The organism is Pseudomonas sp. NFX224 (assembly GCF_048565165.1).
Lineage (GTDB): Bacteria > Pseudomonadota > Gammaproteobacteria > Pseudomonadales > Pseudomonadaceae > Aquipseudomonas.
Map to the genome: position 1 here is coordinate 4114584 of NZ_CP183416.1, position 24570 is coordinate 4139153.

Annotated in this window: 19 protein-coding genes; 4 read left to right on the plus strand and 15 right to left on the minus strand. The window is 60.9% G+C overall.

Annotated elements, in window-relative coordinates:
- Window positions 1-57 precede the first annotated feature (57 nt).
- From ACNYC6_RS18745 to ACNYC6_RS18765, 5 genes are all read right to left on the minus strand, one after another.
- Window positions 58-1422: a heavy metal sensor histidine kinase gene (locus ACNYC6_RS18745; RefSeq protein WP_419708638.1), complete on the minus strand. Its 1365-nt coding sequence runs from the start codon at window positions 1420-1422 to the stop codon at window positions 58-60.
- Window positions 1412-2089 (minus strand): heavy metal response regulator transcription factor, encoded by a 678-nt coding sequence (locus ACNYC6_RS18750; RefSeq protein ID WP_150702938.1) that lies wholly within the window; start codon window positions 2087-2089, stop codon window positions 1412-1414. Before ACNYC6_RS18750 ends, ACNYC6_RS18745 begins: the two co-directional genes overlap by 11 nt.
- Before the next feature lie 9 nt (window positions 2090-2098).
- Window positions 2099-5200 (minus strand): multidrug efflux RND transporter permease subunit, encoded by a 3102-nt coding sequence (locus ACNYC6_RS18755; protein WP_419708639.1) that lies wholly within the window; start codon window positions 5198-5200, stop codon window positions 2099-2101.
- Window positions 5197-6357, minus strand: a complete 1161-nt coding sequence (locus tag ACNYC6_RS18760) for an efflux RND transporter periplasmic adaptor subunit (protein ID WP_338582898.1) — start codon at window positions 6355-6357, stop codon at window positions 5197-5199. Before ACNYC6_RS18760 ends, ACNYC6_RS18755 begins: the two co-directional genes overlap by 4 nt.
- 668 nt (window positions 6358-7025) lie before the next feature.
- Window positions 7026-7994: a LysR family transcriptional regulator gene (locus ACNYC6_RS18765; RefSeq protein ID WP_419708640.1), complete on the minus strand. Its 969-nt coding sequence runs from the start codon at window positions 7992-7994 to the stop codon at window positions 7026-7028.
- A gap of 189 nt (window positions 7995-8183) precedes the next feature.
- Between ACNYC6_RS18765 and ACNYC6_RS18770 the strand changes: the two genes are divergently transcribed.
- The 4 genes from ACNYC6_RS18770 (at window position 8184) to ACNYC6_RS18785 (ending at window position 13079) form a co-directional block, all read left to right on the plus strand.
- Entirely contained in the window at window positions 8184-9683 is a 1500-nt protein-coding gene (locus ACNYC6_RS18770; RefSeq protein WP_419708641.1) for an efflux transporter outer membrane subunit, read from the plus strand.
- A gap of 139 nt (window positions 9684-9822) precedes the next feature.
- A complete protein-coding gene (locus ACNYC6_RS18775) occupies window positions 9823-12015 on the plus strand; it encodes an FUSC family protein (RefSeq protein WP_419708642.1) in 2193 nt (730 codons plus the stop codon).
- The gene (locus ACNYC6_RS18780; RefSeq protein WP_419708643.1) at window positions 12005-12205 is read left to right on the plus strand and encodes a DUF1656 domain-containing protein; all 201 of its coding nucleotides are present in this window, start codon (window positions 12005-12007) and stop codon (window positions 12203-12205) included. Before ACNYC6_RS18775 ends, ACNYC6_RS18780 begins: the two co-directional genes overlap by 11 nt.
- A gap of 10 nt (window positions 12206-12215) precedes the next feature.
- Entirely contained in the window at window positions 12216-13079 is an 864-nt protein-coding gene (locus ACNYC6_RS18785) for an efflux RND transporter periplasmic adaptor subunit (protein WP_419708644.1), read from the plus strand.
- A 9-nt stretch (window positions 13080-13088) separates the two neighbouring features.
- Here the strand turns inward: ACNYC6_RS18785 and ACNYC6_RS18790 are convergent, their stop codons facing one another.
- The 10 genes from ACNYC6_RS18790 to algG form a co-directional block, all read right to left on the minus strand.
- Entirely contained in the window at window positions 13089-13487 is a 399-nt protein-coding gene (locus tag ACNYC6_RS18790; protein WP_419708645.1) for a DUF4440 domain-containing protein, read from the minus strand.
- 120 nt (window positions 13488-13607) lie between these two features.
- On the minus strand, window positions 13608-14432 hold the full coding sequence (locus ACNYC6_RS18795; RefSeq protein WP_419708646.1) for an SDR family oxidoreductase: 825 nt from the start codon (window positions 14430-14432) through the stop codon (window positions 13608-13610).
- Between the two features lie 46 nt (window positions 14433-14478).
- Window positions 14479-14943: a multidrug transporter gene (locus tag ACNYC6_RS18800; protein ID WP_419708647.1), complete on the minus strand. Its 465-nt coding sequence runs from the start codon at window positions 14941-14943 to the stop codon at window positions 14479-14481.
- A 196-nt stretch (window positions 14944-15139) separates the two neighbouring features.
- Window positions 15140-16591 carry a mannose-1-phosphate guanylyltransferase/mannose-6-phosphate isomerase gene (locus ACNYC6_RS18805; RefSeq protein ID WP_419708648.1) on the minus strand — a complete coding sequence of 484 codons (1452 nt, stop codon included), beginning with the start codon at window positions 16589-16591 and terminating at the stop codon, window positions 15140-15142.
- A 139-nt stretch (window positions 16592-16730) separates the two neighbouring features.
- Window positions 16731-17387 (minus strand): alginate O-acetyltransferase AlgF, encoded by a 657-nt coding sequence (locus ACNYC6_RS18810; RefSeq protein ID WP_338582885.1) that lies wholly within the window; start codon window positions 17385-17387, stop codon window positions 16731-16733.
- Between the two features lie 17 nt (window positions 17388-17404).
- Window positions 17405-18580, minus strand: a complete 1176-nt coding sequence (locus ACNYC6_RS18815) for an alginate O-acetyltransferase (RefSeq protein WP_419708649.1) — start codon at window positions 18578-18580, stop codon at window positions 17405-17407.
- Window positions 18581-18591: 11 nt separating this feature from the next.
- Window positions 18592-20157, minus strand: a complete 1566-nt coding sequence (locus ACNYC6_RS18820) for an MBOAT family O-acyltransferase (RefSeq protein WP_419708650.1) — start codon at window positions 20155-20157, stop codon at window positions 18592-18594.
- Between the two features lie 216 nt (window positions 20158-20373).
- Window positions 20374-21498, minus strand: a complete 1125-nt coding sequence (locus ACNYC6_RS18825; RefSeq protein ID WP_419708651.1) for a mannuronate-specific alginate lyase — start codon at window positions 21496-21498, stop codon at window positions 20374-20376.
- Between the two features lie 8 nt (window positions 21499-21506).
- Window positions 21507-22958, minus strand: coding sequence for an alginate O-acetyltransferase (locus tag ACNYC6_RS18830; protein ID WP_419708652.1), 1452 nt, complete (start codon window positions 22956-22958; stop codon window positions 21507-21509).
- A gap of 10 nt (window positions 22959-22968) precedes the next feature.
- Window positions 22969-24546, minus strand: a complete 1578-nt coding sequence (gene algG / locus ACNYC6_RS18835) for a mannuronan 5-epimerase AlgG (RefSeq protein ID WP_419708653.1) — start codon at window positions 24544-24546, stop codon at window positions 22969-22971.
- Window positions 24547-24570: the final 24 nt, after the last annotated feature.

Below are 24570 nucleotides of genomic sequence, written 5' to 3' on the forward strand. Positions count from 1 at the left end.
GGAAAAAGAGCGGATTCATGAAAGGACTATTACGCAAAAAGCAAAGATCGCAGCCTGTCAGACAGGAAGATGAATTCCGAAGGTATTCATGCCATGGTCGCTGCGCACAAACACATCACCGCCGTGCATCAGCGCAATCGCCTTGACGATCGCCAGCCCCAATCCGTGATTGTTGCCGCTATTGCTGCGCGAAGCGTCAACGCGATAGAAGCGTTCGAACAGGCGCGGCAGGTGCTCGCTGGCAATCGGTAATCCAGGGTTGGCGACGCCGATGCTGACCTGATGCGCCTCGGCTTCGATGCGTACCTCAATTACCTGCCCGGGCTCGGTGTGCTGCACCGCGTTGCTCAACAGATTGATCAACGCCCGGCGCAGATGCGCGATCTCGATTTGCACCTGGGCATCACCGCTGACCTGCACCTCGACCCGAGCGTCCTCAAGAATGAAGTCCAGGTATTCCAGGGTCGTCGCTACCTCATCAGCCAACGAAGTGGACGTCAGCTTGGTGGCCTTGCTGCCCTGATCGGCGCTGGCGAGGAACAGCATGTCGTTGATGATCGAGCGCAGTCGTTCAAGCTCTTCGAGGTTCGATTGCAGCACCTCGAAATAATGCTCGGCGGAACGTCCGCGAGTCAGCGCCACCTGGGTCTGGCCGATCAGGTTGGTCAACGGCGAACGCAGTTCATGGGCGACATCGGCGTTGAACGATTCCAGCCGCGAGTAGGCCTGTTCGACCCGCTCCAGCGTGGAGTTGAACGAGTTGACGAACTGATTCAGTTCCGGCGGCAACGGCGACAGTCGCAAGCGTCCCGAACGCAACGGCGGGGCCAATCGCTGGGCCTCATGGGACAGTTTGATCAGCGGTTTTAGGCCGATCCGTGCCACCCAATACCCCAACGCGGAAGCCATCAGCACGCCGACAATCGCCAGTGCAATCAAGGCGATCAGCAGTTGATGTTGCGTCTGGTGAAAGGTCTCGGTGTCGATGGCGATCATGAAGCGCAGCGGCGGCCGCTGGTCCTTGGCCGGGAACTGGCTGAGCAGCACTTTCAGCGGGTACGGCTGATCCGGCAGTTGCATGTCGCGCATGCCCAGCGGTCCTTCGGCAAAGGCGCGGATCTGCGGTGTCGGGTTGCCGTATTCGTAGCGAGAATCGCCGCTGATGATCCAGAAACTGATGCGCTTGTCTTCTTCGCCGAGCAACTTGAGCTTGTTGTTGATCTTCACCCAATGCTCGGGCGTGCCGTAACGGCCGACGGTGGATTCGAGCACGCTGTAACGCGCATCCAGCTCGGCTTCGGGCAACAAGCCAAGCCCCTTGTCGACCTGTTGGTACAGCGCCCAACCGATCAACAAAAACACCAACAGCGCCACCAGCGTGAACATCCCGCTCAGGCGCAGCGCAATCGAGTTACTGGACACCACGGCTCTCCAGCACATAACCCATGCCCCGGATCGTGTGCAGCAATTTCTCTTCGAACGGCCCGTCGAGCTTGGCCCGCAGGCGTTTGATCGCTACCTCGACGACGTTGGCGTCGCTGTCGAAATTGATGTCCCAGACCATTTCGGCAATCGCGGTTTTCGAGAGGATTTCACCCTGACGCCGGGCTAAAACGCTGAGCAGCGAAAACTCCTTGGCGGTCAGGTCCAGCCGCGTCCCGGCGCGGGTCGCCTTACGGCTGATCAAATCTATCCACAGGTCGGCAATGCTCACTTGCACCGGTTCATGACCGCCGCTGCGACGGGTCAGCGCTTGCAGGCGCGCCACCAGTTCAAGAAAGGAAAACGGTTTGCCCAGGTAATCGTCGGCGCCATCACGCAGGCCTTTGATGCGATCTTCCACACGCTCGCGGGCGGTGAGCATGATCACCGGGGTTTGCTTGCGCGCACGTAACGCACGTAGCACGCCGAAGCCGTCCAGGCCCGGCAACATCACGTCGAGGACGATCACCGCGTAGTCGCTTTCCAGTGCCATGTGCAGGCCCTCGACCCCATCGCGGGCGAGGTCTACGGTGTAACCCTGTTCCGTCAGGCCGCGGTGTAGATAATCCGCAGTTTTTTCTTCGTCTTCGATAATCAGAACGCGCATGACCCCGCCTCAGTCTGTGGTCGCCAGCGCCGGTACGGGCGAAGGTTTGGGCCTATGAAATAAACGCTCCAGCCACAAGTATATGACCGGCGTGGTGAACAGCGTCAGCGCCTGGCTCACCAGCAAGCCACCGACCACCGCGATCCCCAAGGGTTGGCGCAGTTCGGCGCCGGTGCCATAGCCGAGCATCAGCGGCAGCGCACCGAGCAGGGCGGCGAGGGTGGTCATGATGATCGGTCGGAAACGCGTGATACAGGCCTTGAAGATCGCCTCTTCCGGCGACAAGCCTCCATTGCGCTGCGCTTCAAGGGCGAAGTCGATCATCAGGATGCCGTTTTTCTTCACGATACCGATCAACAGCACTAGCCCGATCAGCGCCATGATCGAAAAGTCCTGGCCGCAGATCCACAGCATGATCACGGCGCCGAGGCCGGCCGATGGCAAGGTCGAAATGATCGTCAGCGGATGCACGAAGCTCTCGTAGAGCACACCGAGAATGATGTACACCGCCACCAGCGCCGCGAGAATCAGCCACGGCTGGCTGGCCAGCGAACTCTGGAACGCCTGCGCCGCGCCCTGGAAATTACCACTGATGGCCGCCGGCATGCCGATCTCGGCCTTGGCCTGATTGAGCATGATCACCGCGTCACCCAGCGCCACGCCGGGCGCCAGGTTGAACGACAGGTTGGCGGCGGGGAACATGCCGTCGTGGGCGATGGACAGCGGGCCGATGGTCGGTGCATCGAATTTGGCCAGCGCCGAGAGCGGCACCATCTCGCCGCTCAGGGGCGAGCGCAAGTAGAAGTAGTTGAGGCTTTCGGCCTTGCCACGTTGCTGGGTGTCCAGTTCCAGGATCACGTTGTACTGGTTGATCTGGGTCTGGAATTCGTTGATCTGCCGTTGGCCGAAGGCGTCGTACAGCGCTTCGTCGACATCGCTGGCGGTCAGGCCAAAACGCGCCGCGGCGCTGCGATCGATGCTGATGTGAGTGATGCTGCCGCCCAGTTGCAGATCATTGGAAATATCGCGGAACGCCGGGTTGGCGCGCAGTTTTTCCGTCAGGCGCTGGGTCCAGGTGCTGAGGGTCGGGCCATCGTTGCTCTTGAGCACATATTGGTACTGGGCGCGGCTCGGGCCGGAGCTGAGGTTGATGTCTTGCCCGGCACGCAGGTACAGGACGATGCCCGGCACTTTCATCAATTGCGGGCGAATCCGGTCGATGAACTGGCTGGCGGAAACGTCGCGGTCGCCACGTTTTTTCAGAGTGATCCAGAACCGGCCGTTGGCGATGGTCTGGTTACTCCCGGACACACCGACCGCGTGCGAGAAGGTTTCGACCGCGGGGTCGGCAGCAACGATTTCGGCCATCGCCAGGTGTTTTTTCACCATGTCGCCGTAGGAAATGTCAGCAGCTGCTTCCGTGGTGCCGAGGACAAAACCGGTGTCCTGGATCGGAAAGAAACCCTTGGGTATAAAGATGTACCCGGCGACGGCCAGGCCCAGCGACAACGCAAACACGCCGATCATGGCTTTCTGGTGGGCGAGGGCGCGGCGCAGGCCTTTTTCGTACCAGGCCAACAGGCGTTCACCGAAGCCCGGTTTGTCATGGGCATGATGCACCGGCGCACGCATGAACAACGCGGCCAGGGTTGGCGCCAAGGTCAGGGACACCACCACCGAAATCATGATGGTCGAGGTAGCGGTCAGGGCGAACTCCTTGAACAGTCGCCCGACCACGCCGCCCATGAACAGCAGCGGAATGAACGCCGCCACCAGCGAGAAGCTGATCGACACCACGGTAAAACCGATTTCCCCGGCGCCTTTGATCGCCGCCTCGCGCATGCCGTCGCCGGCCTCCAGATGGCGGTGAATGTTTTCCACCACCACGATCGCATCGTCGACCACAAACCCCACGGCCACCACGATCGCCACCAGTGTCAGGTTGTTGAGGCTGAAGCCCATCACATACATCAGGGCAAAACTGGCGATCAGCGACACGCCGAGTACCGCCGACACAATCAACGTGGCCGACAGTTGACGCAGGAACAACGCCATCACCGCCACCACCAGCATGACGGCAATCAGCAGGGTGATTTCCACTTCATGCAAGGACGCGCGGATGGTCTGGGTGCGGTCGATCAGCACCTTGACCTGCACCGAGGCCGGCAACATCGCTTCCAGCGCCGGCAACGCCGCTTGGATGCGGTCCACAGTCTCGACGATGTTGGCGCCGGGTTGGCGGAAGATCACCAGGTTCACGCCCGGCTGCGATCCTGCCCAGGCCTGCACGTAGGCATCTTCCGAACCGTTGACCACCTTGGCGACATCCTTGAGGTGAACCGGTGCGCCATCCTTGTAGGAAACGATCAACTGGCTGTATTCGTCGGGATGGAAGAGTTGGTCGTTGGTGGACAGTGTCGAAATGCTCGAGTCGCCGTACAGCGCTCCTTTGGCCAGGTTGAGACTGGTTTGCTGGATCGCCAGGCGGATGTCGGCCAGGGTCAGGCCGATGGCCGCCAGTTTATCCGCCGAGACCTGGACCCGAATCGCCGGACGTTGCTGACCGGTAATGGCGACCTGTCCTACACCGTCAACCTGACTGAGCTGACGGGACAACAGGGTTTCGGTCAGGTCGCTGAGCTCAGGGCCGGGCATCAACGAGGAGTTGACGCTGAGGATCAGCACCGGGCTGTCGGCCGGGTTGACCTTGCGCCAGGTCGGCAGGTTGGGCATGTCCTTGGGCAGCTTGCCGGCGGCGGTGTTGATCGCGGCCTGCACTTCCTGGGCGGCGGTGTCGATGCTCTTGTCGAGGGTGAATTGCAGGGTCAGGTTGGTTGAGCCCAAGGCACTGCTCGACGTCATCTGGGTCACGCCGGGAATGGCGCTGAATTGCACTTCCAGAGGCGTGGCGACCGACGACGCCATGGTTTCCGGGCTGGCGCCGGGCAGTTGTGCCGCGACCTGGATGGTCGGGAATTCTGCTTCCGGCAGCGGCGCGATGGGCAGACGCGGGAACGCGATCACGCCCAGCAGCACCAGGGCAAAGGTCAGCAGAATGGTCGCCACCGGGTGATCGATGCACCAGGCTGAAACCGAACCATGGCCTTTCATGGTGTCGACTCCGATTGCACCACTTGCGGCGGATCGGTCAGCACCTGCACCGTTGAGCCGGGCTTGAGTCGCGACTGACCGTCGCTGACCAACTTATCCCCAGGCTGTACGCCTTTGATGATGTTCTGGCCGCTGTCCTGATAGACCATTTGCACCGGCACGGTTTCGACTTTGTCGCCATTGAGGCGATAGACGAAGTGCTGATCGAGGCCACGTTGTACGACGTTGGGCGGTACGACCAGCGCATCTTTATCCAGTGCTGTCTGAATCTTTACCGTCACCAGCAGGCCCGGCCAGAGCTTCTGCCCGGCATTGTTGAATTCGGCCTTGGCGCGGATGGTGCCGGTGTTGGCGTTAATCTGGTTGTCGATCAGCGTCAGATGACCTTCGCCCAACAAATTGCCGGTTTCACCGTCGGTATCGGCACCGATGTAGGCCTTTACCTGAGCGTGTTGCGGATCGCTGATCAAACCTTGCAGGGTCGGCAGCATTTGCTGCGGCAGGGAGAACTCGACGGCGATCGGGTCGATCTGGGTGACGGTGAACAGGCCCTGGGTGTCGGTCATGCGCAGGAAGTTGCCTTCGTCCACGGTACGAATACCGACGCGGCCGGTCACCGGGGAACGAATCTGCGTGTAGGACAATTGCACCTGAGCGGCGTCGATTGAAGCCTGATTGCCTTGGGCGGTGGCCTTCAGCTGGTTGACCAGTGCTTGTTGCTGGTCGTAGGTCTGCTTGGAGACGCCGTCGTCGACACTCAGCAGCTTGTAACGCTTGAGGTTGACCAGTGCCACTTGCAGTTGCGCCTGGCTTTCGCCGAGTTGTGCCTGGGCCTGATCGAGACTGGCGCGGATCGAGCGGTCGTCGATGGTGGCCAGCAGGTCGCCTTTTTTCACCAGTTGGCCTTCCTTGACCATGATTTTGGTGAGGATGCCGTCGATTTGCGGGCGCACGACCACGCTGTGCAGGGACAGGACCGAGCCGATACCGCTGACGAAGCGCGGGACGTCTTTTTCAGCGACGCTGACCACGCGGACAGGGATGGCGGTGGGTGCGGCGAGTTTTGCCTTGGCGGGTTTGGTGGCGTACCACAGGCCCAGCGCTGCCAGGATGATCAGGAGGGCGACGAGCAGGGCGGGTTTTTGCTGGATTCGCATGCGAGTGGGGCGCCAGGACTGGTTTTTTGGGCGAAGGGTATGTTCCTTTATAAACCTGTTTGGGGGTCGGGAAGGTGACGGCTAACTGACGGCGTTGTCAGTTTGGGCCTTGGCGGCCTCTGGGCCGACCATGCTGTGGGTTGAGTGGGTACATATCCGTTGCTGCGGTCACGGCGGCTTAGGGTTTCGCCCTTACGGCGACTCGCTTTTTTGACAAACGCCTCAAAAAAGTAAGCAAAAAAACGCTCGCCCCTTACGTACGGCACCTCGCTAGAGCTCGGTGTTCCTTCGCTCCGGCATTCATCCGGGGGCATCGCCTCCGGTCTGCTTCGCGACGACCTCCTCTCGATGTGTGCGGCTTCGCCGCACGGCGCTGCGCGCCCACCCCCGGTTGAACGCCTCCACTCAGCCTGCCGATGGGGCGGGTGGATCAAAAGCGGCAGGCGAGCTAACGCTCGGCCTGTGGAGTGGTGAAGAGCTTGGGTGTACACCGCTTTGCTCAACTGTGGGAGCCAGCCTGCCAGTCGACCAATTTCTTGCAGGTGCATGCAAATCAACTGTAGGAGCGAGCCTGCTCGCGATGGACGTTAACGATAACGCGGGAAACCGGATTCACCTCGGTACCCTCAGGTTTTTCGCGAGCAGGCTCGCGCCTATAGGTATGCGCATCAATTCGCCACCCGAACCCCACCCAGACTCCCGCTCAGTTCATACGCCGCCAATTCCGCCTGATGCGCCGCCAACAACTCCGGCAGCGACCCCCGCAGATACTCCACCCAGGTCTTGATCTTCGCATCCAGATATTGCCGCGAAGGGTAGATCGCATACAGGTTCAGTTCCTGCGAGCGGTATTTGGGCATGACGCGCACCAGCGTGCCGTCGCGCAAGCCGTCGATGGCGGCGTACAGCGGCAGAACGCCGACGCCCATGCCGCTGGTGATCGCCGATTTCATCGCGTCGGCGGAGTTCACCAGGAACGGTGAGCTGTTGATGGTGACCATTTCCTGGCCGTCGGGGCCGTCGAAGGCCCATTTTTCCAGGGGGATGACCGGGCTCACCAGGCGCAGGCAGGCGTGGTTGAGCAGGTCGCCGGGTTTTTGTGCGCAGCCGTTGGCTTTGACGTAGGCCGGGGAGGCGCAAACGATGCTGTAAGTGATGCCCAGGCGCTGGGAGACGAAGCCCGAGTCCGGCAGTTCGCGGGCGAGGACGATGGACACGTCGTAACCCTCGTCCAGCAAGTCCGGCACACGGTTGGCCATGGTCAGGTCGAAGGTCACGTCCGGGTGGGTTTTACGATAGCGGGCGATGGCGTCGATCACGAAGTGCTGACCGATGCCGGTCATGGTGTGCACTTTCAGTTGCCCGGCCGGGCGGGCGTGGGCGTCGCTGGCCTCGGCTTCGGCTTCTTCAACGTAAGCCAGGATCTGCTCGCAACGCAGCAGGTAGCGCTTGCCGGCTTCGGTCAGGGCGATGCGCCGGGTCGTTCGGTTGAGCAGACGGGTTTGCAGGTGGGCTTCCAGGTTGGAGACCGCGCGCGAGACGTTGGCGGTGGTGGTGTCCAGTTGCACGGCGGCGGCGGTGAAGCTGCCGGCCTCGGCCACGTAACTGAAGGCGCGCATGTTTTGCAAAGTGTCCATGGGGTGCTCTCTAGGCGAATGGCAAATTGTGACACGAAGTTTCTGTTTTTTTACAGGCGACTAAGGATGACTTACGGATTATCTCGTTAACGGTAACAAAGATTCACAGGAATCCCAGCTTATCGCCATTCAGGCCGCCCCATAGAATTGCGCAATTCGCAAAACTCCCCACCTCAGGAAATCGCAGCAGTGCCGCGTCGCATCAGCAGAGCGCTTCAGCCGCTCAGTGTTTTGGCTTTATCCCTGGCAATCGGCGGCTGCATCGGAACCGGAGGTATTGCCCCGCAGGGCAAGGCGCTGGAGGTCAATTCTCTGGCCACCGACGAAGCCATCCAGAGCGCCGCCCAGGATGCGCATTGGCCCACCGTGCAATGGTGGCAGGCCTATGGCGATCCGCAACTGAACCGTTGGATCGATCTGGCCGTACAAGGCAGTCCGACCATGGCCATGGCCGCCGCACGGGTTCGGCAGGCGAAATCGATGGCTGGTATTGCCGAAGCGGCCGAGTCGTTGCAGATCAACGGCGAGTCCACCCTCAAGCGCCACAACTGGCCCACCGATCAGTTCTACGGGCCGGGGGATCTGGCCAACACCACGACTTGGGACAACAACGCCGCGCTGGGCTTCAGTTATGCGCTTGACCTCTGGGGCCGCGAAAGCAATGCCACCGAGCGTGCGGTGGACATGGCCCACATGAGCGTCGCCGAAGCGCGTCAGGCCCAGCTCGAATTGCAGAGCAACATCGTGCGGGTCTACATCGAACTGTCGTTGCATTACGCACAGCGGGACATCGTCGAAGCGACTTTGCAGCAGCAACAGCAGATTCTTGAGTTGGCGCAGAAACGCTTGAACGGTGGCATTGGCACCCATTTCGAAGTCAGTCAGGCCGAGACACCGCTGCCGGAAACCCACCGGCAAATCGATGCGCTGGATGAAGAAATCGCCCTGAGCCGCAACCAGCTCGCCGCGCTCGCTGGAAAAGGGCCGGGGGACGGTGCGCAGTTACAACGGCCGACGCTGTCATTGGCCGCCGCGTTGAAACTGCCGTCGTCGTTGCCCGCGCAATTGCTCGGCCAGCGTCCGGACGTGGTTGCCAGTCGCTGGCAAGTGGCGGCGCAGGCACGGGGCATCGATGTCGCCCATGCCGGGTTTTATCCCAACGTCGATCTGGTTGGCAGCCTCGGCTACATGGCAACCGGTGGTGGGGCGCTGGAGTTTTTGACCGGCAAGAAACTCAACTACAGCGTCGGCCCGGCAATTTCCCTGCCGATCTTCGACGGCGGGCGTTTGCGCTCGGAGCTGGGTGAAGCCTCGGCCGGGTATGACATCGCCGTCGCGCATTACAACCAGACCCTGGTCAACGCGCTGAAAAACATTTCCGACCAGTTGATCCGCCGCGAGTCGATGAACAAGCAGCAGGCCTTCGCCGCCGAATCGGTAGCCACTGCGCAGAAGACCTACGACATCGCCATGATCGCCTACCAGCGCGGCCTCACCGATTACCTCAACGTGCTCAACGCCCAGACCTTGCTGTTCAAACAGCAGCAAGTGCAGCAGCAGGTGCAGGCGGCACGTTTGAGTGCCCATGCCGAGTTGGTGACGGCCCTCGGCGGTGGACTGGGTGCCGGCAACGATGTGCCGAAAGCCGAACAAACCCAGCCACCGAAAACCCCGGTTCTGCTGAGGTGAATGTCATACCTGTGGGAGCCAGCCTGCTGGCGATGAGGGCGGCACATCCAACATGGGTGTCGACCGATATTCCGCTATCGCCAGCAGGCTGGCTCCCACAGGGGCCGGGTTTTTATCGAATGTTGATGAGCAGGATTTCATGACTCCCTTGCCCGCACCCTTGCGCTGGCTGTATTCCCTCGAATGGCGCCGGGGTTTCTTCGACTGGGCACGCAGCGACGGTGTGACCTGGGTGTACATTTTCAAGGTGTTGATCGCGGCGTTCCTCACGCTGTGGCTGGCCATGCGCCTGGAGTTGCCGCAGCCGCGCACGGCGATGATCACCGTGTTCATCGTCATGCAGCCGCAAAGCGGTCAGGTGTTCGCCAAGAGTTTCTATCGCTTCCTCGGCACCCTGGCCGGGTCGGCGGTGATGGTGGCGTTGATTGCCCTGTTTGCGCAGAACACCGAGCTGTTTCTCGGCTCGCTGGCGATCTGGGTTGGCATCTGCACGGCCGGCGCGGCGCGCAGCCGTAATTTTCGCGCCTACGGTTTTGTGCTGGCCGGCTATACCGCCGCAATGGTTGGACTGCCGGCGCTGGCGCATCCCGACGGTGCCTTCATGATGGCGGTGTGGCGAGTGCTGGAAATCTCACTGGGGATTCTCTGCTCAACCCTGGTCAGCGCCGCGATCCTGCCGCAATCCGCCAGCGCCGCCATGCGCAATGCCTTGTATCAGCGCTTCGGCGTGTTCGCCTTGTTCGTCACTGACGGCTTGCGCGGCCGCAGTCGGCCGGAGGCGTTCGAAGCCAGCAACGTGCGCTTCATCGCTGAGGCCGTGGGCCTGGAAGGATTGCGCAGCGTCACCGTGTTCGAAGATCCGCACATGCGTCGACGCAACGGTCGGCTCAGTCGTTTGAACAGCGAGTTCATGGGCATCACCACCCGCTTCAACGCCTTGCACCAGTTGCTGGAGCGCCTGCGCAGCAGCGGCACCGATCATGCGGTGGCGGCGATCAAGCCGGGTTTGCAGGATCTGGCCGAATTGCTCGATGGCTTCAGCGGCCGCGCCCTGACCAGCGCCGATGCCGCGCGGCTGGTCACGGCGCTGACGGCTTACAAGGAAGGCTTGCCGGCGCAGGTGCGCAGCTTGCGGGCGATGTTCCAGGAGAGCGATCCGAGCGACGCTGAGCTTCTGGATTTCCACACCGCTTACGAATTGCTCTATCGCTTTGTCGATGAGCTGCACAGTTATGCACAGACCCACGCATCCCTGGCCGATCACAGCCATGCGCGCGAGCAATGGGACGAGCCGTTCACCCCGCAAACCAACTGGATGGCTGCTGCGGCGTCGGGGATTCGCGCGGCGTTCATCCTCGTTGTATTGGGCAGTTATTGGGTGGCCACGGCATGGCCCAGCGGGGCGACCATGACCCTGATCGCGGCCGCCACCGTGGGCTTGTCTGCCGCCACGCCGAACCCCAAGCGCATGGCGTTCCAGATGGCGTGCGGCACGTTGCTCGGGGCGTTGATCGGCTTCGTCGAGATGTTTTTCATCTTCCCGTGGATCGACGGTTTTCCGTTGCTGTGCGTGATGCTCGCGCCGGTGATTGTGCTCGGTTCGTTCCTCGCGTCGCGGCCGCAATACGCCGGGGTCGGGCTCGGTTTGCTGATCTTCTTCAGCACCGGTTCGGTGCCGGACAACCTGACCGTCTACAACCCCTACACCTTCATCAACGACTACATCGCCATGGTGCTCGGCATGCTGGTATGCGCGGCGGCCGGGGCGATCATTCTGCCGCCCAACAGTCGCTGGCTGTGGCGCCGGCTTGAGCAGGACCTGCGTGCTCAGGTGGTGTACGCCATCAGCGGCAAGCTCAAGGGCCTGGCGTCGAGTTTCGAAAGCCGCACTCGCGACCTGGTGCACCAGGCCTATGGTTTCGCAGCGGGCCAGCCTCAGGTGCAGCGCAATCTGCTGCGCTGGATGTTCGTGGTGCTGGAGGTCGGTCACGCGATCATCGAGTTGCGCAAGGAACAGGCGATCCTGCCGGTGCATCCGGCCTATGCCGAATCCCAGCCGTGGCGCCAGTCGATCCGGGTGATGGGGCGCTCGCTGGTGCGGCTTTTTCTGCAGCCTAACGCGAGCAACCTCGAGCGCGCACTGGTCGCTGTCGACCACGCCATCAGCCGCGTGCAGTCCACCGACGAACCGTTCGCCCCGCATTTCGACACCTCGGCGTTGCGTCGGGTGAAGAGTTACCTGCACTTCATCCGCACCTCATTGCTCGACCCGCAATCGCCGCTTGCCGCCTACGCCATTGCCAAGCCTGAAGGACTTGAACATGCCCCGTGAAATCGCCTTCCACGGCGTGTACATGCCGACCATGACCCTGATGTTTTTGATGGCCGCGATGGTGGCCTGGGCGCTGGACCGGTTCCTGTCCGGATTCGATCTGTACCGCTTCTTTTGGCACCCGGCGCTGCTGCGCCTGAGTCTGTTTACCTGTCTGTTCGGCGCCATGGCGCTGACTGTCTACCGTTGAGAACGCTCCGATGAAAAAGTTTTTCAGCTTGCTCGCGACCCTGCTGGTGCTGGCGCTGGCGATAGGGATCGGCCGGACCCTGTGGGTGCATTACATGGAAACCCCGTGGACCCGCGATGGCCGGGTGCGCGCCGACATCATCAACGTCGCCGCCGACGTCACCGGTGAAGTGGTGAACATCCCGGTGCGCGATAACCAGTTGGTAAAGAAGGGCGACCTGCTGATGCAGATCGACCCCGAGCACTACCGCCTCGCGGTCAAACAGGCGCAGTCGCTGGTGGCCTCGCGCAAGGCCAGTTGGGAGATGCGCAAGGTCAACGCCCATCGCCGCGCTGACATGGACAACCTGGTGATCTCCCGGGAAAACCGCGATGACGCCAGCAACCTCGCCGACTCGGCCCTGGCCGATTATCAGCAGGCTCAGGCGCAACTGGAAGCCGCCGAACTCAACCTCAAACGCACTGAAGTGCGCGCCGCAGTGGACGGTTACGTCACCAACCTCAATGTGCATCGCGGCGACTATGCGCGTATCGGCGAGGCGAAAATGGCGGTGGTCGACATGAATTCGTTCTGGGTCTACGGCTTCTTCGAAGAAACCAAACTGCCCCATGTTCGCGTTGGTGATAAGGCCGACATGCAACTGATGAGCGGCGAAGTGCTCAAGGGCCATGTGGAAAGCATTTCGCGCGGCATCTACGACCGCGACAACCCGGAGAGCCGCGAACTGATCGCCGACGTGAACCCGACCTTCAACTGGGTGCGCCTGGCGCAACGAGTGCCGGTGCGCATTCACATCGATGAAGTGCCGGAGGGCGTGCTGTTGGCGGCGGGGATTACGTGTACGGTGGTGGTGAAGCAAGGTGATGGCGCATAAGACAGAGGTTCACTCCTTGCAAAACGTCTCATGCAAATGCCGCCAGATCACCCGGCCATCCGCCTGTTTCTCGAACACGACCGTGGAGCGACGATCCGAGTGCAACCCGGTTGCATCGGTTTGTTGCTCGCGATAACTCACGGTCGCGCCACCCTCGTGGAGCGCAATGCCGCGCAACTCGCTGAGTTCGATGCGAAAGCCGAGCTTCTTGCCGCCCGCCAGCGTGAACAACTCGTTCAGCGCGTCAAAATCCAGCACCCGGCCAAGCGGCGAGACCATGGAGAACTGCGGTGAAAACCGTGTCAGCAGTTTTTCGAGCTCGGACGCGTCCCGTTCTTCGGCCAGCCATTGTTCGATGGCCACGTGGGCCTGGATCACTTCGTCGAAGTATTCGGTGTAGTCGGTCATGCAAGTCATTCCTGAAGTTGTGCAGTGTCTGTTCTGACGTCATCGCGAGCAGGCTCGCTCCTACAGGGGAACGCATTTCAATGTGGGAGCGAGCCTGCTCGCGATGGGGTCGACCCGGCCTCAGAGCTGCCCACGCAACCCGAACCGCTTCATCAATCCCGATTCCAGCAACCCCTTGGGCAGCAGCCCGGCGAGCAGCGGCAATGCACGACTGCCATTGCCCAGACGAATCAGTCGCGGTGGTTTGCTCGTTTGCACGGCCTTGAGCAACCCGGCGGCAAATTCACTGGCCGGGGTCGGGTTGTCCTGGGAGGCCTTGGCCCGGGCGCGAATGCCTTCGCGCAGCGGGAACCACGGTGATTGCTCGCTGATCAATTGCTCGGCTTCGTGGCCGGCATTCTTGGCGAAACTGGAGGCGATGGCGCCGGGCTGGACTTCCATGACCCGCACGCCGAACGGCGCCAGCTCCATGCGCAGTGCATCGCTCAAGGCATGCACGGCGGCTTTTGACGCGCAGTAGGCACCGGCGAACGGCGTGACCAACACACCCGAAACGCTGCCGATATTCACGACCAGACCTTTGGTCCGACGCAGCACCGGGAACATCGCGCGGGTGACGCCGACGATGGCGAACACATTGGTTTCGAACTGGCGTTGCATCGCCTGCACGCCGCCATCGAGCAATGGGCCCATGGCGCCGTAACCGGCGTTGTTGATCAACACGTCGAGGCCGCCGTGTATTTGATTGATCTGTTCGCTGAGCTGTTCAAGGGCGACGCCGTCGTTGACGTCCAGTTGCACGGCCGTGAAACCTGCCGTGCTCAACAGCGCTACATCGTCAGCCTTGCGGGCACTGGCCCAGACTTCATAGCCGGCAGCCTTGAACGCATCGGCCAGGGCGCGGCCGATGCCGCTGGAACAACCGGTAATCAACGCAACGGGCATGGCGCGGTCCTTGTGCAAAAAGTGGGGGAGGCTCTGTGGGGAAAGCTCAGTCGGAGAAACTACCCTGCAATCGCTCGGCGCGAAACTCCAGGGTTTCCGGGCGGTAGCCGGGACGCAGCGGCGGCAGCGGCAAACAGTCTTCCCAGTTGCCGCCGGCCTGCAGTTCGCCGGGGCCGCGATAGCGTGGGGCGGTGTATTGGTTGTCGGCGAGGTTGATCGTATCGCCCGGTGCATAGGCAGCAACCCGCCAGCGTAGTTCGGTCAGCGGTACGTCGTTGCCGTTGTTCATGGTCAGTTGCAGCGGCCGGTCGGCGGGGCAGTGCTGCGGCGCGTAGCTGATGCGCAACTCCAGGCGTTGCAGTTGCTTGAGTTCGCGGTGGTCCATCCAGATCACCCAAGTGGCGACGATGCCCAGGCCCACAGCGGCAGCGACGGACACGGGCAAGGCCTTGGCCGGATAGCGCAGCAACAGGATCAGCCAGGTGATGACCAACAGGATGCCGATGAACATGACGCGCCAACCTCGGGAATGGAGAGCTCCATCCTACCTAAGCGCAGGTGGGGTTGGCGATGGGCGAGATTTTTGTGGTGCCTGTGATGAGGCCCGCCAAGGCACCACAAAAACTCACGGCAAAAAAAGCCCCCGACCCACCTGCTGCGGATAGGGAACGCAGCCGATGGTGCGGGGGCTCAAGTCTTACTGAGCGTTACTGCGCGATGGTTTTCACCGACACGCCACGCTCGATCGGGGTCGAACGACCGTAGATATCTTCAAACCGCTCGATATCGTCTTCGCCCAGATAGCTGCCCGATTGCACTTCGATGATCTCCAACGGAATCTTGCCCGGGTTACGCAAGCGGTGGACCGAAGCGATCGGAATGTAGGTCGACTGGTTCTCGGTGAGCAGGAACACGTTCTCATCGCAGGTCACTTCAGCGGTGCCGCTGACGACGATCCAGTGTTCGGCGCGGTGGTGGTGCATTTGCAGCGACAGGCACGCGCCCGGCTTGACCGAGATGTGCTTGACCTGGAAACGGCCGCCCATGTCCACCGAGTCGTAGGAGCCCCACGGACGATAGACTTCGCAGTGGTTCTGGGTTTCGCTGCGGCCCTGTTCGTTGAGGGTGTTGACCATCTGTTTCACGCCTTGGACCTTGTCCTTGTGCGCGATCATCATGGCGTCCTTGGTTTCCACCACGACGATGTTTTCCAGACCGATCACCGACACCAGTTTGCCGTTGCCGTGGATCATGCAGTTCTTGCTGTCCTGGATCACCACGTCGCCCTTGGTGACGTTGCCGTTGGCGTCTTTTGCATTGACTTCCCACAGCGACGACCAGCAGCCGACGTCGCTCCAGCCGGCGGTCAGCGGCACCACACAGGCGCGTTGGGTTTTTTCCATCACCGAATAGTCGATGGAATTGTCCGGGCAGCAGGCGAAGGTGGCTTCGTCGAAAGTGATGGTGTCGGCATCCTGGTGGCTGCGTTCGAGGGTCAGCAGGCAGGTGTCGTAGATGTCCGGATCGTGCTTTTTCAGTTCTTCGAGGAAGCGGCTGGCGCGGAACAGGAACATGCCGCTGTTCCAGAAGTAGCCGCCGGACTGGACGTATTCGGTAGCGCGTTTCACGTCCGGTTTTTCGACGAAGTGCGACACACGGCTGACGCCTTCCGGCAGCAGCGAATCATTGGTCGACTTGATGTAGCCATAGCCCGTTTCCGGTTTGGTGGCCGGTACGCCGAACAGCACCATTTCGCCGTTTTCGGCGGCGACGGTGGCCAGGGCCAGGGCGCGTTGCAGGGCTTTCTGGTCTTCGAGCACGTGGTCAGCCGGCAGCACCAGCATCAACTCGTCGCGACCTTCATTGACCAGCATCATCGCGGTCAGGGCCACGGCCGGCGCGGTGTTGCGACCAAACGGTTCCATCAGGATGCGTTGGGTTTCCAGCTTGCGCGCAGCCAACTGCTCGTTGACGATGAAACGATGGTCCTTGTTACAGACCACGATCGGCGTGTCCATGCCTTCGAACACCAGGCGCTCCAGGGTTTGCTGGAACAGGGTGTGTTCGCCGGTCAGGGCCAGGAACTGTTTCGGGAATTGCTTACGGGAAAGCGGCCAAAGACGTGAGCCGCTACCACCTGACAAGATCACCGGAATCATGTTGTTACTCCTTGAAAATCGTTTGGTTAGGCCTGTGTGGGAGCTAGCCTGCTAGCGATTGCATCAACTCGTTACATCGAGTACCTGCATCGCCGGCAGACCGGCTCCCACAGAGCGCCGGGTCAGTTCGGGAAATTGATTAGCGCGTCGACACCGGGCGTTTCACCCAGACAGGCGACAGGCTGCTGCCGTTACCGGTGACGTACAGCACTGCCGCTTCACCGCGTTCCAGGGCGACCGGTTTCACGTCGCCGACTTTCGTTGCACCATCGTATAGCGCCAGGCTGACTTTCACTGGGTTGATTTCACGCTCGCCACGGCCTTTGGCGGCCACGTTAGGCACTACGTCGGTCTTGCCGTCGGCGGTTTTCAGGGTCAGCGTCTTGTCGCTGAGGTTCTGCACGCGCACCAGGGATTTCTGCTTGTTCTTGAACGGCGGCTCCTCGATCAGTTGCGGCGCGCCGCTGGCGTTGTTGACCAGGGTGTAATAGTGATCGCCGGCCAGTTTCACCGGCAGGCTCTGGCTGCCGACCTTGGCGCTGTAGTCCCCGCCCGGCATGAAGCTGAAGTCACTGCTCGACAGCGGCGCGACATCACTCAGGTTGGTGCTGCCGACGGTGGCGCTGACTTCGGCGTTACTGGCGTTGTAGATACGCACGAAGCTCGAACCTTTCGGCGCCGTCGGGCCATACAGTGCGGCGTCGCCAGCGGCGAAGGCCTGCATCGAGAGCACACTCATACCAGCAACCAGTGCAAAGGTCTTGGCGAGACGACGAGGAGTAGTCTTGAAAGTCATGGAAGTACCTCTCTCTTTCAGTTTTGCGCCCGGTCGGGCGTCTCGGATTTAGTGTTGATTGCTACGTTTTGTTGGCGCGCGCCGGCTTGTTTGAGCTCTGCGACCCACTGCGGGTCGGCGTCGCCGATTTCGTTGTTCACAGGCAGATATCGTTCAGGAAACTCCCAGATCAGCACTTGTGGAGGGCTGTTCTTGAAGGCATCGCTTTTCAGGTAGCTGAGCATCGGCAGAATCGGGCCATGGCCGTCTTCGGCATAATTGACCACGTCGCTGCGCAGGGCTTGTTTCAGTGCGCCGACGAAGTTCCAGTTGGGGTTGGCGCTGTAGCTGGTGCCAATCAGGGCCACCGGCACTTCGGTGTTGGCGAACAGGGCGTCGTCACCGGCCGGCTGGTCTCCGGCTGCAACGGTGTTGCGCTTTTGCAAAGGTTCTTGCGCCGGCATCAGGTTTTCGAACAGCGGGTCCAGTGGCAGGAACAGGCGCAGGTCACCCTTATGCGTGACGGTTTCCGCCGGTTCGGTGACGAAGTTTTGCGGGTTGCCGCTGAGCGGGAATTTGTCGGCGATGGTCTTGGCCAACTTGTTCGCCGCGATCTCGGCACCTTCCGGGGTCCAGTGGGTGTCGGTGCGCAGGAACACTTGCTTGCCGTTCTGCTTGGCCTGTTGCAACGGGCCGAGCAGGTCAGGCGCAGGAATCCGGTCGGCGGCAAGGCGCTGATGGAAATCCTTGTAGAGGTTGGTGTGGATGCTGGCCGGTTTCACCTCACCGAGGTGTTCCGGGTACAGGCGCACCTTGGCCGGCACCACCGCCATGACCAGTTGCACGCCTTTGGCTTTCAAGGTCTGGCGTACGCCTTCGACCAGCGCGTAGTTGCCTTGCAGGTTCAGCTCTTCGTTGACGATCGGGTGGAATTCTTCATCGCTGTACAGCCACTGGTCGCGACCGAGCACCACGCCCGGACGACCTTCGTTGAACAGCTTGAAGTCCAGCGCAGCCCAAAGGTTGGTGCCCAGGCGCTTGATCGGAAACTCGTCGTCGTAGTGGGTCTCTACAGCCTTGGTCCAGCGGCCGTTGAGCACCGTCGCGTCGGCGTTGGTGCTGAAGCCCATGAAGCTGCGAACCGACCACACGCCCAGGGCGAGCAGCGTCACCAGGAACAGGGCGATGTAGAAGATGCGTAATGAGCGGGTCATGGTCAGATCCCTCAGAACTGGAAGTAAAGGAACGGCGAGAAGCTTTGCGCCGAGAGTTTGAGAATCGAGGCGATGAACAGCAGCAGCACCAGCGCACGCATTGCGTAACGCGACCAGTCAGCGGTCCAGTAGGCCGGTTGCACCTGGGCATCGACGCCGACGGTGTAGCCAGGCTGGTGGATGCTCGCCGGGTTATCCCCAGGCGCGGCTTTGATCAGGCCGGGTTCGCTGGCGGCCGGTCCGTCGCTGTCGACGTTCACCGCAGGCTTGGTCTTGGCTGGCGGCTGATTGCTGTAGAAGTCGCGCAGGCCGAAGAACGCCAGAGTCACGTAAGCCACGATCAGGGTCGCCACTTGCAGGCCGGTGAGGCTGGCCTGGTTGAGTTCCGACAGCGACCAGTCGCCGAAGCTGAACATCGCGCCGTACATGCGACCGGCGACGTGCAGGTTTTCTGCGCGGAAGATCACCCAGCCCATCACGACCAGCAGGAAGGTCAGTGCCCAGCGGATCGGGTTGAAGCTGCGCGGCGAAGTGTTCAGGCCGAGGGCTTTTTCGATCGCCAGCCACATGCCGTGCCACGCACCCCAGACGATGTAGGTGATGTTCGCGCCGTGCCACAGACCACCGAGCAGCATGGTCAGGAACAGGTTGCGATAGGTCGTCAGCGTGCCTTTGCGGTTACCGCCCAGCGTGATGTACAGATAGTCACGCAGCCAGGTCGACAGGCTGATGTGCCAGCGACGCCAGAACTCGGTGATCGACTGGCTGATGTACGGCTGCTTGAAGTTTTCCATGAAGCGGAAACCCATCATCAAGCCCAGACCGATGGCCATGTCGCTGTAACCGGAGAAGTCGAAATACAACTGCGCGGTGTAGGCGAGGGCGCCGAGCCAGGCATCACCGGTGGTCGGGTTTTGCAGGGCGAAGCAATGGTCGGCCACCACCGCGAGGGTGTCGGCGATGAAGACCTTCTTGATGAAACCCTGCATGAACCGCGTGCAACCCTCGGAGAATTTGTCGAGGGTGTGGGTGCGGTTGTTGAACTGATCCGCCAGGTCGCGGAAGCGCAGCACCGGGCCGGCGATCAGGTGCGGGAAGATCGCCACGAATGCCGCGAAGTCGATCAGGTTGCGGGTCGCCGGGGTATCACCACGGTAGACGTCGATGATGTAGCTGATCGACTCGAAGATGTAGAACGAGATCCCGATTGGCAACAGCACGTGGGTCAGGATGAACGGCTCCAGACCGACCGACGTCATCATCGCGTTGATGCTGTCGACGCCGAAGTTGGCGTACTTGAAGTAGCCGAGGATGCACAGGTCGACGGCCACGCCGAGCAGCAACCAGCGCTGCGCCGGTTTGGTCCGCACGCCCGCGGCGCCGACTTTCAGGCCGATCCAGTAGTTCCACAGCGTGACCGCTGCGAACAGTGCGAGGAAGTCCACACGCCACCAGGCGTAGAACATGTAGCTGGCAATCAGCAGCAGCAAATTGCGATAGCGTTGCCCGCTCAGGTAGTACAGGCCGAGAAAGATCGGCAAGAACAAAAACAGGAACACGTTGGACGAAAAAACCATCCCGATCTCTCCTTGTTTGAACCAACAGTCAAGGGCCAACGGCCCCCCCAAACCCCCCACGAAAAAACGGGGGGCATCACACAAAAAACTCACACCTGACACTTAACCTGTGGGAGCGAGCCTGCTCGCGATTGCGGTCTGACATTCAGCATCGATGTCGACTGATACTCCGTCATCGCGAGCAGGCTCGCTCCCACAGGGGATTTGTGTTTGTCTCTAAGAACCCTTGCTGCCTTTTTCATTGGCCGGGTCATAGACCTTGGTCAGGTCGCCGCCGAGGCGGAAGGTCTTGAACGGTTGCATCTCATGCTTCTTCTCCAGCACATCCGGCGTGCAGGTGTAGAGCGAGCAGAACGGTTCGAGCCAGGCGAATTTCGAGTCGACCTTGAGGTCGGTCATGTCCTGTTCCTTGCCGTTCTTTTCTTCGAACGCATCCGGGTCTTTCACCCCGGCAAGTACGCGATCACCGAGGCGTTTCAGTGCGCCGTTGTTTTCCTGACGCAGATCCACACCGTTGACCTGAGCGAAACTGGCGATCATCGCCAGCGGCGGCAGGGCGTAGTTGTGATACGCCAGCGCCCGTTGTTCACGCTTGAGTTCGTTGGGCAAAAAGCCCTGGGCGTCGACCTGATTGGCGCCGACCTTGTATTCCTTCACGGCCCAATCGAACAGGTCGCGGCGGTTGGTGGCGACGGAGGTTGCCATCACCGACCAGGCAGCCCAGTACGAGTGGTTGTTGGTTTTTTCCAGCGGCAGGTTGTCCCAATCGCTGACCACTTGATCGGCCATCTTGCTGAACCAGGCTTCGATCAGCTGCGACTCTTGCTGATGGTTGACCAGCGGGTGAGAGTCGGAAAATTTCAGGCGAATGTACGAAGACGCCATGCTGCCCAGCGCCCATTTGCGCATCGACTTGCCGGTGTGGTTGAAGTCCTTGGACATCAACGCATCGGCCTTGGCCCACGCGGTCAACCAGTTGAGCGTGCATTCCAGTTGTTCCGGGCGCCCGTCGCGCATGAACTGCATCACCCGCTTGCTGGTGCCGCGCTCAATCTTGGTGATGTCGGCAGTGCTGTCGCGGAAGGCTTTTTCCGATTGCACGTTCAGCGTCGAACGGGCCTTGTCCGAGCCTTCGTACTTGCTGCGAAATTGCAGCGAGCCGGTGTAGGGCGTCGGCATTGCATCACAGCCTTCGCTCTTGTCGCCGGTTTTGACTTTCTCGATCGGCGCGAAATAGCCCTGTGGCGGACGCAGTGGCGCCGCGGCCTGAGTAGCGCCGGCGAACATTGCCAGGCTCAAAAGCGTCGGTGCCAACAGGTTTTTCAGTTTCGGATTTCGCATAGCAGACCTCATTGCCCGGCCGAAGCGGTACGTTGCTCAGCGCTCGGGAATACGTTGCGTTTGCAGATTTTCGCTTCGACTTTCTGTGGCGCGGCATCCGTTTTCTCAGGACCCTGGATTTCGACGGCCAGCAGATTCTGCGAGGCCCAGTCTTCGTCCGTGCGCAACTCGAAGGCGAAACGCCCGTCGGTGTCGGAGGTTTCCGGTTTGTCGATCTTGATGTCCTCGTGGCGACCGTTCATGTACCAGAGGGTGGCTTGCAGGGTTTTCACCGAGGTGTCGGCGAAGCGTATGTCGACCTGATGACTGCTGTTACGCAGATCGAGGTTTTTGCTGTTGACCATCAATTCGTTTTTGCCCGGCTTCAGGGTGGTGCTCCCGGACATCTGTGCATCCTTGCCTTCGCAACCGTTGTCCAGCAACGCCATCATCTGGCGGTAGATGGTTTCCTGGTCGAGGCGATAGAGCGGCGAGAATTCCCAGATGAGAATCTTCGGCGGGTTCTTCTGGAACTCGTCGCTGCCCAGGTACTGCAGCATCGAACCTTCCAGGCCACCGCCGGGGAACGCCACGTTGAGAATGTCGGCGCCGATGGCCTCTTCGAGGAAACCGGCGAAGTTGTAGTTCTTGCCACTGTGACTGGTGCCGACCAAGGTGATTTCCGGATTACCGGAATCGCCGAACAGATCGCCATCGGCCGCTTCACCTTTTGGCTCGGTGGTGAATTGATCCATGTACTGGATCGCGTAGCTGGTGCCACAGAGTTGACCGGCCATGTTGTGCAATGTTCCGGTCTTGCCCATGCGACCCGACTTATGGGTCTCGAATTCACGCTTGGGAATGTCGGCGAAGGCCGGGATCTGCTTGACCTTCTCGGCGACGATTTTTGCCGTGCGCTGGGCGCCATACGGCGTCCAGTGCTGGTCGCCACGGAAGTAGAAATCGTGGGCGGGCAGGGTGTCGGGCAGTTGCTCGTTGGTCAGCGGCGACAGGTCCGGAACCACGTAACCCATCTGCGCGAAACGGCCGAGCATGGTCTTATAGTTCTTCAGTGCCTTGTCGAAATCGAAGCTGGCTTTCTCGGCCGGGTTGAGCTTGTTGCGGTTCACCAGGCCACGGGTCGGTTGATACACGACGACCAGTTCCACGCCTTTGCTCTTGAACGCATCGTGCAGTTGCTTCATGCGTTTGTAGCCGGCCGGGGAGGTGTCGAATTCGGTACGCAAGTCTTCCTGCGTACGGAACAGCCAATCGCCCTGAGCCTGCACCAGCGTGGTGAAGTTCTGCTGATAACGCGTGGTGTAGTTCTTCGCGTCGTGGGCCGCCGGGCACAGGCTGCAGCACGGTTCGGCGCTGAACTTCGGTGCTTGAACTTCATCGGCGCGCACACCCGTGCTGGCCGCGAGAATGCCGGCGGTCAGGGCCGACAGGCTGAGTAATTTGATCAAGTGTGGGTGCATAAAATTATCCTCAGTCCCGCATTTCGGTCTGGCGTTCGACAGGGTCGATCAGCACGGCTTTCTGCTGGCGCACCAGCAGGTCGAGAATTTCATCCTGGCGCTCGCCGAGAATCCCCGAGAAGCTGATGCCACTGGATTTGGTCGGGGCGAGCATGGACACGCGATACAGCTCGACGCTCAGCGGTGAGTCGATGGACAGCGGGCCGCTGCCGTTGGCCGCGAGTTCACCGCCGACCACGATCAGCGACACCTGGGCGTCGAACGGATCGAGCTTGATGTCGCGGTCGGTGTCGCTCAGGTCCTTGATGTGGCCGTAGACACCGGTCAAGCCATTGGCCATGGCGATGTTTTCGTAGAGGCGAATGTTCACGCTGTTACGAATGCGAATGCCGTGGCGGCGGTTGCTCACGACTTTGTTGCCCCACAACAGGTTGTCGGCACTCTCGTACAGGGTGATGCCGTCGGTGTGGTTCTGGTAGATCTCGTTGTGAGCGATCAGGTTGTTGACGCTGTTACGGTCGATCACCAGGCCCGACAACTTGTTGTCGTAGCTGCGGTTGTTGAAGATGAAGCTGTCGTTGACCTCACGGGAAATAATGATCCCGTGCTTCTTCTTGGTCCCGTACACCGTGTTGTCGGCAATGATCAGACCGTGTGAACGGTCATGCGGGTCAATGCCGTAGACGATGTTGTCTTTGTAGGTGTTGCCCTTGACCACGAAGTTGCTGGTTTCGTAGCAGTAGAAGCCGTACCACATGTCCGAGAACTCGGAACCGACAATCCAGCCGGTCGGTTCAGGGCGCTTGAGTACCTTGGCCATGTTCGGCGTGTATTGGGAAATACTCACGCCGTAGGACTTACTGTTGGCGTAGCCGAAGCTGGCCATCTTGCTGTTGGCGATGTAGGTCTCGGTGCCGCCCCAGGCCAGCAGGAACGGGCGGAATTCCTTCGGTGATTTGAACGTCGCCGGACCGTTGTCCTTCTCGCGCCAACCGGTGATTTTGGTGTCACGCACAAAAAGCTGGCCGTCGTTGACCAGGAACGAACCGGCCTCCTGCGACAGGCGCAACTCCTGGGTCTGCTTGTCGATTTCGAGGATGCCGTGACGGCCGACCACGATCGGCAATTTCGCCAGGAACACGCCCGGCGAGGTTTCGCTGAAGTACTGCTTGGGCAGTTTCTTCGCCAGGTCCTTGAGGTTCATGTAGCCGTCGTCGACGAAGATTGCCTGCGGGATGCCGTGCTGACGCACCACCCACTCGGCCATCTTGTTGTCGCCGCCGATGAAGTCCTTCAGGGCGTCTTCCTGCATCATCCGGCGCACGCTGATTTTACCGGCTTTGCTGCGCACGATTTTCGCGGCGATGGCTTCGGCGGTGTAGCCGGAGATGTCCGGCAATTTCGGCGTGGCCAGTTCCAGCGGCGCGGTCGGTGCGCTGCTGACGGTGTAAGTCTTGGCCTGTTGCAGTTCCTTGGCCACGGTCGCCGGCTTTGCAGCCGGCTCCACATTGGCGAAGGCCGTCGCACTGGCCAGCAGCATCGCGCCGGCCAACAGGCTGATCGAGCCTTTTCGGGCTGGATGATTCATCTGGGGGACTCCCTTCGCAATGTG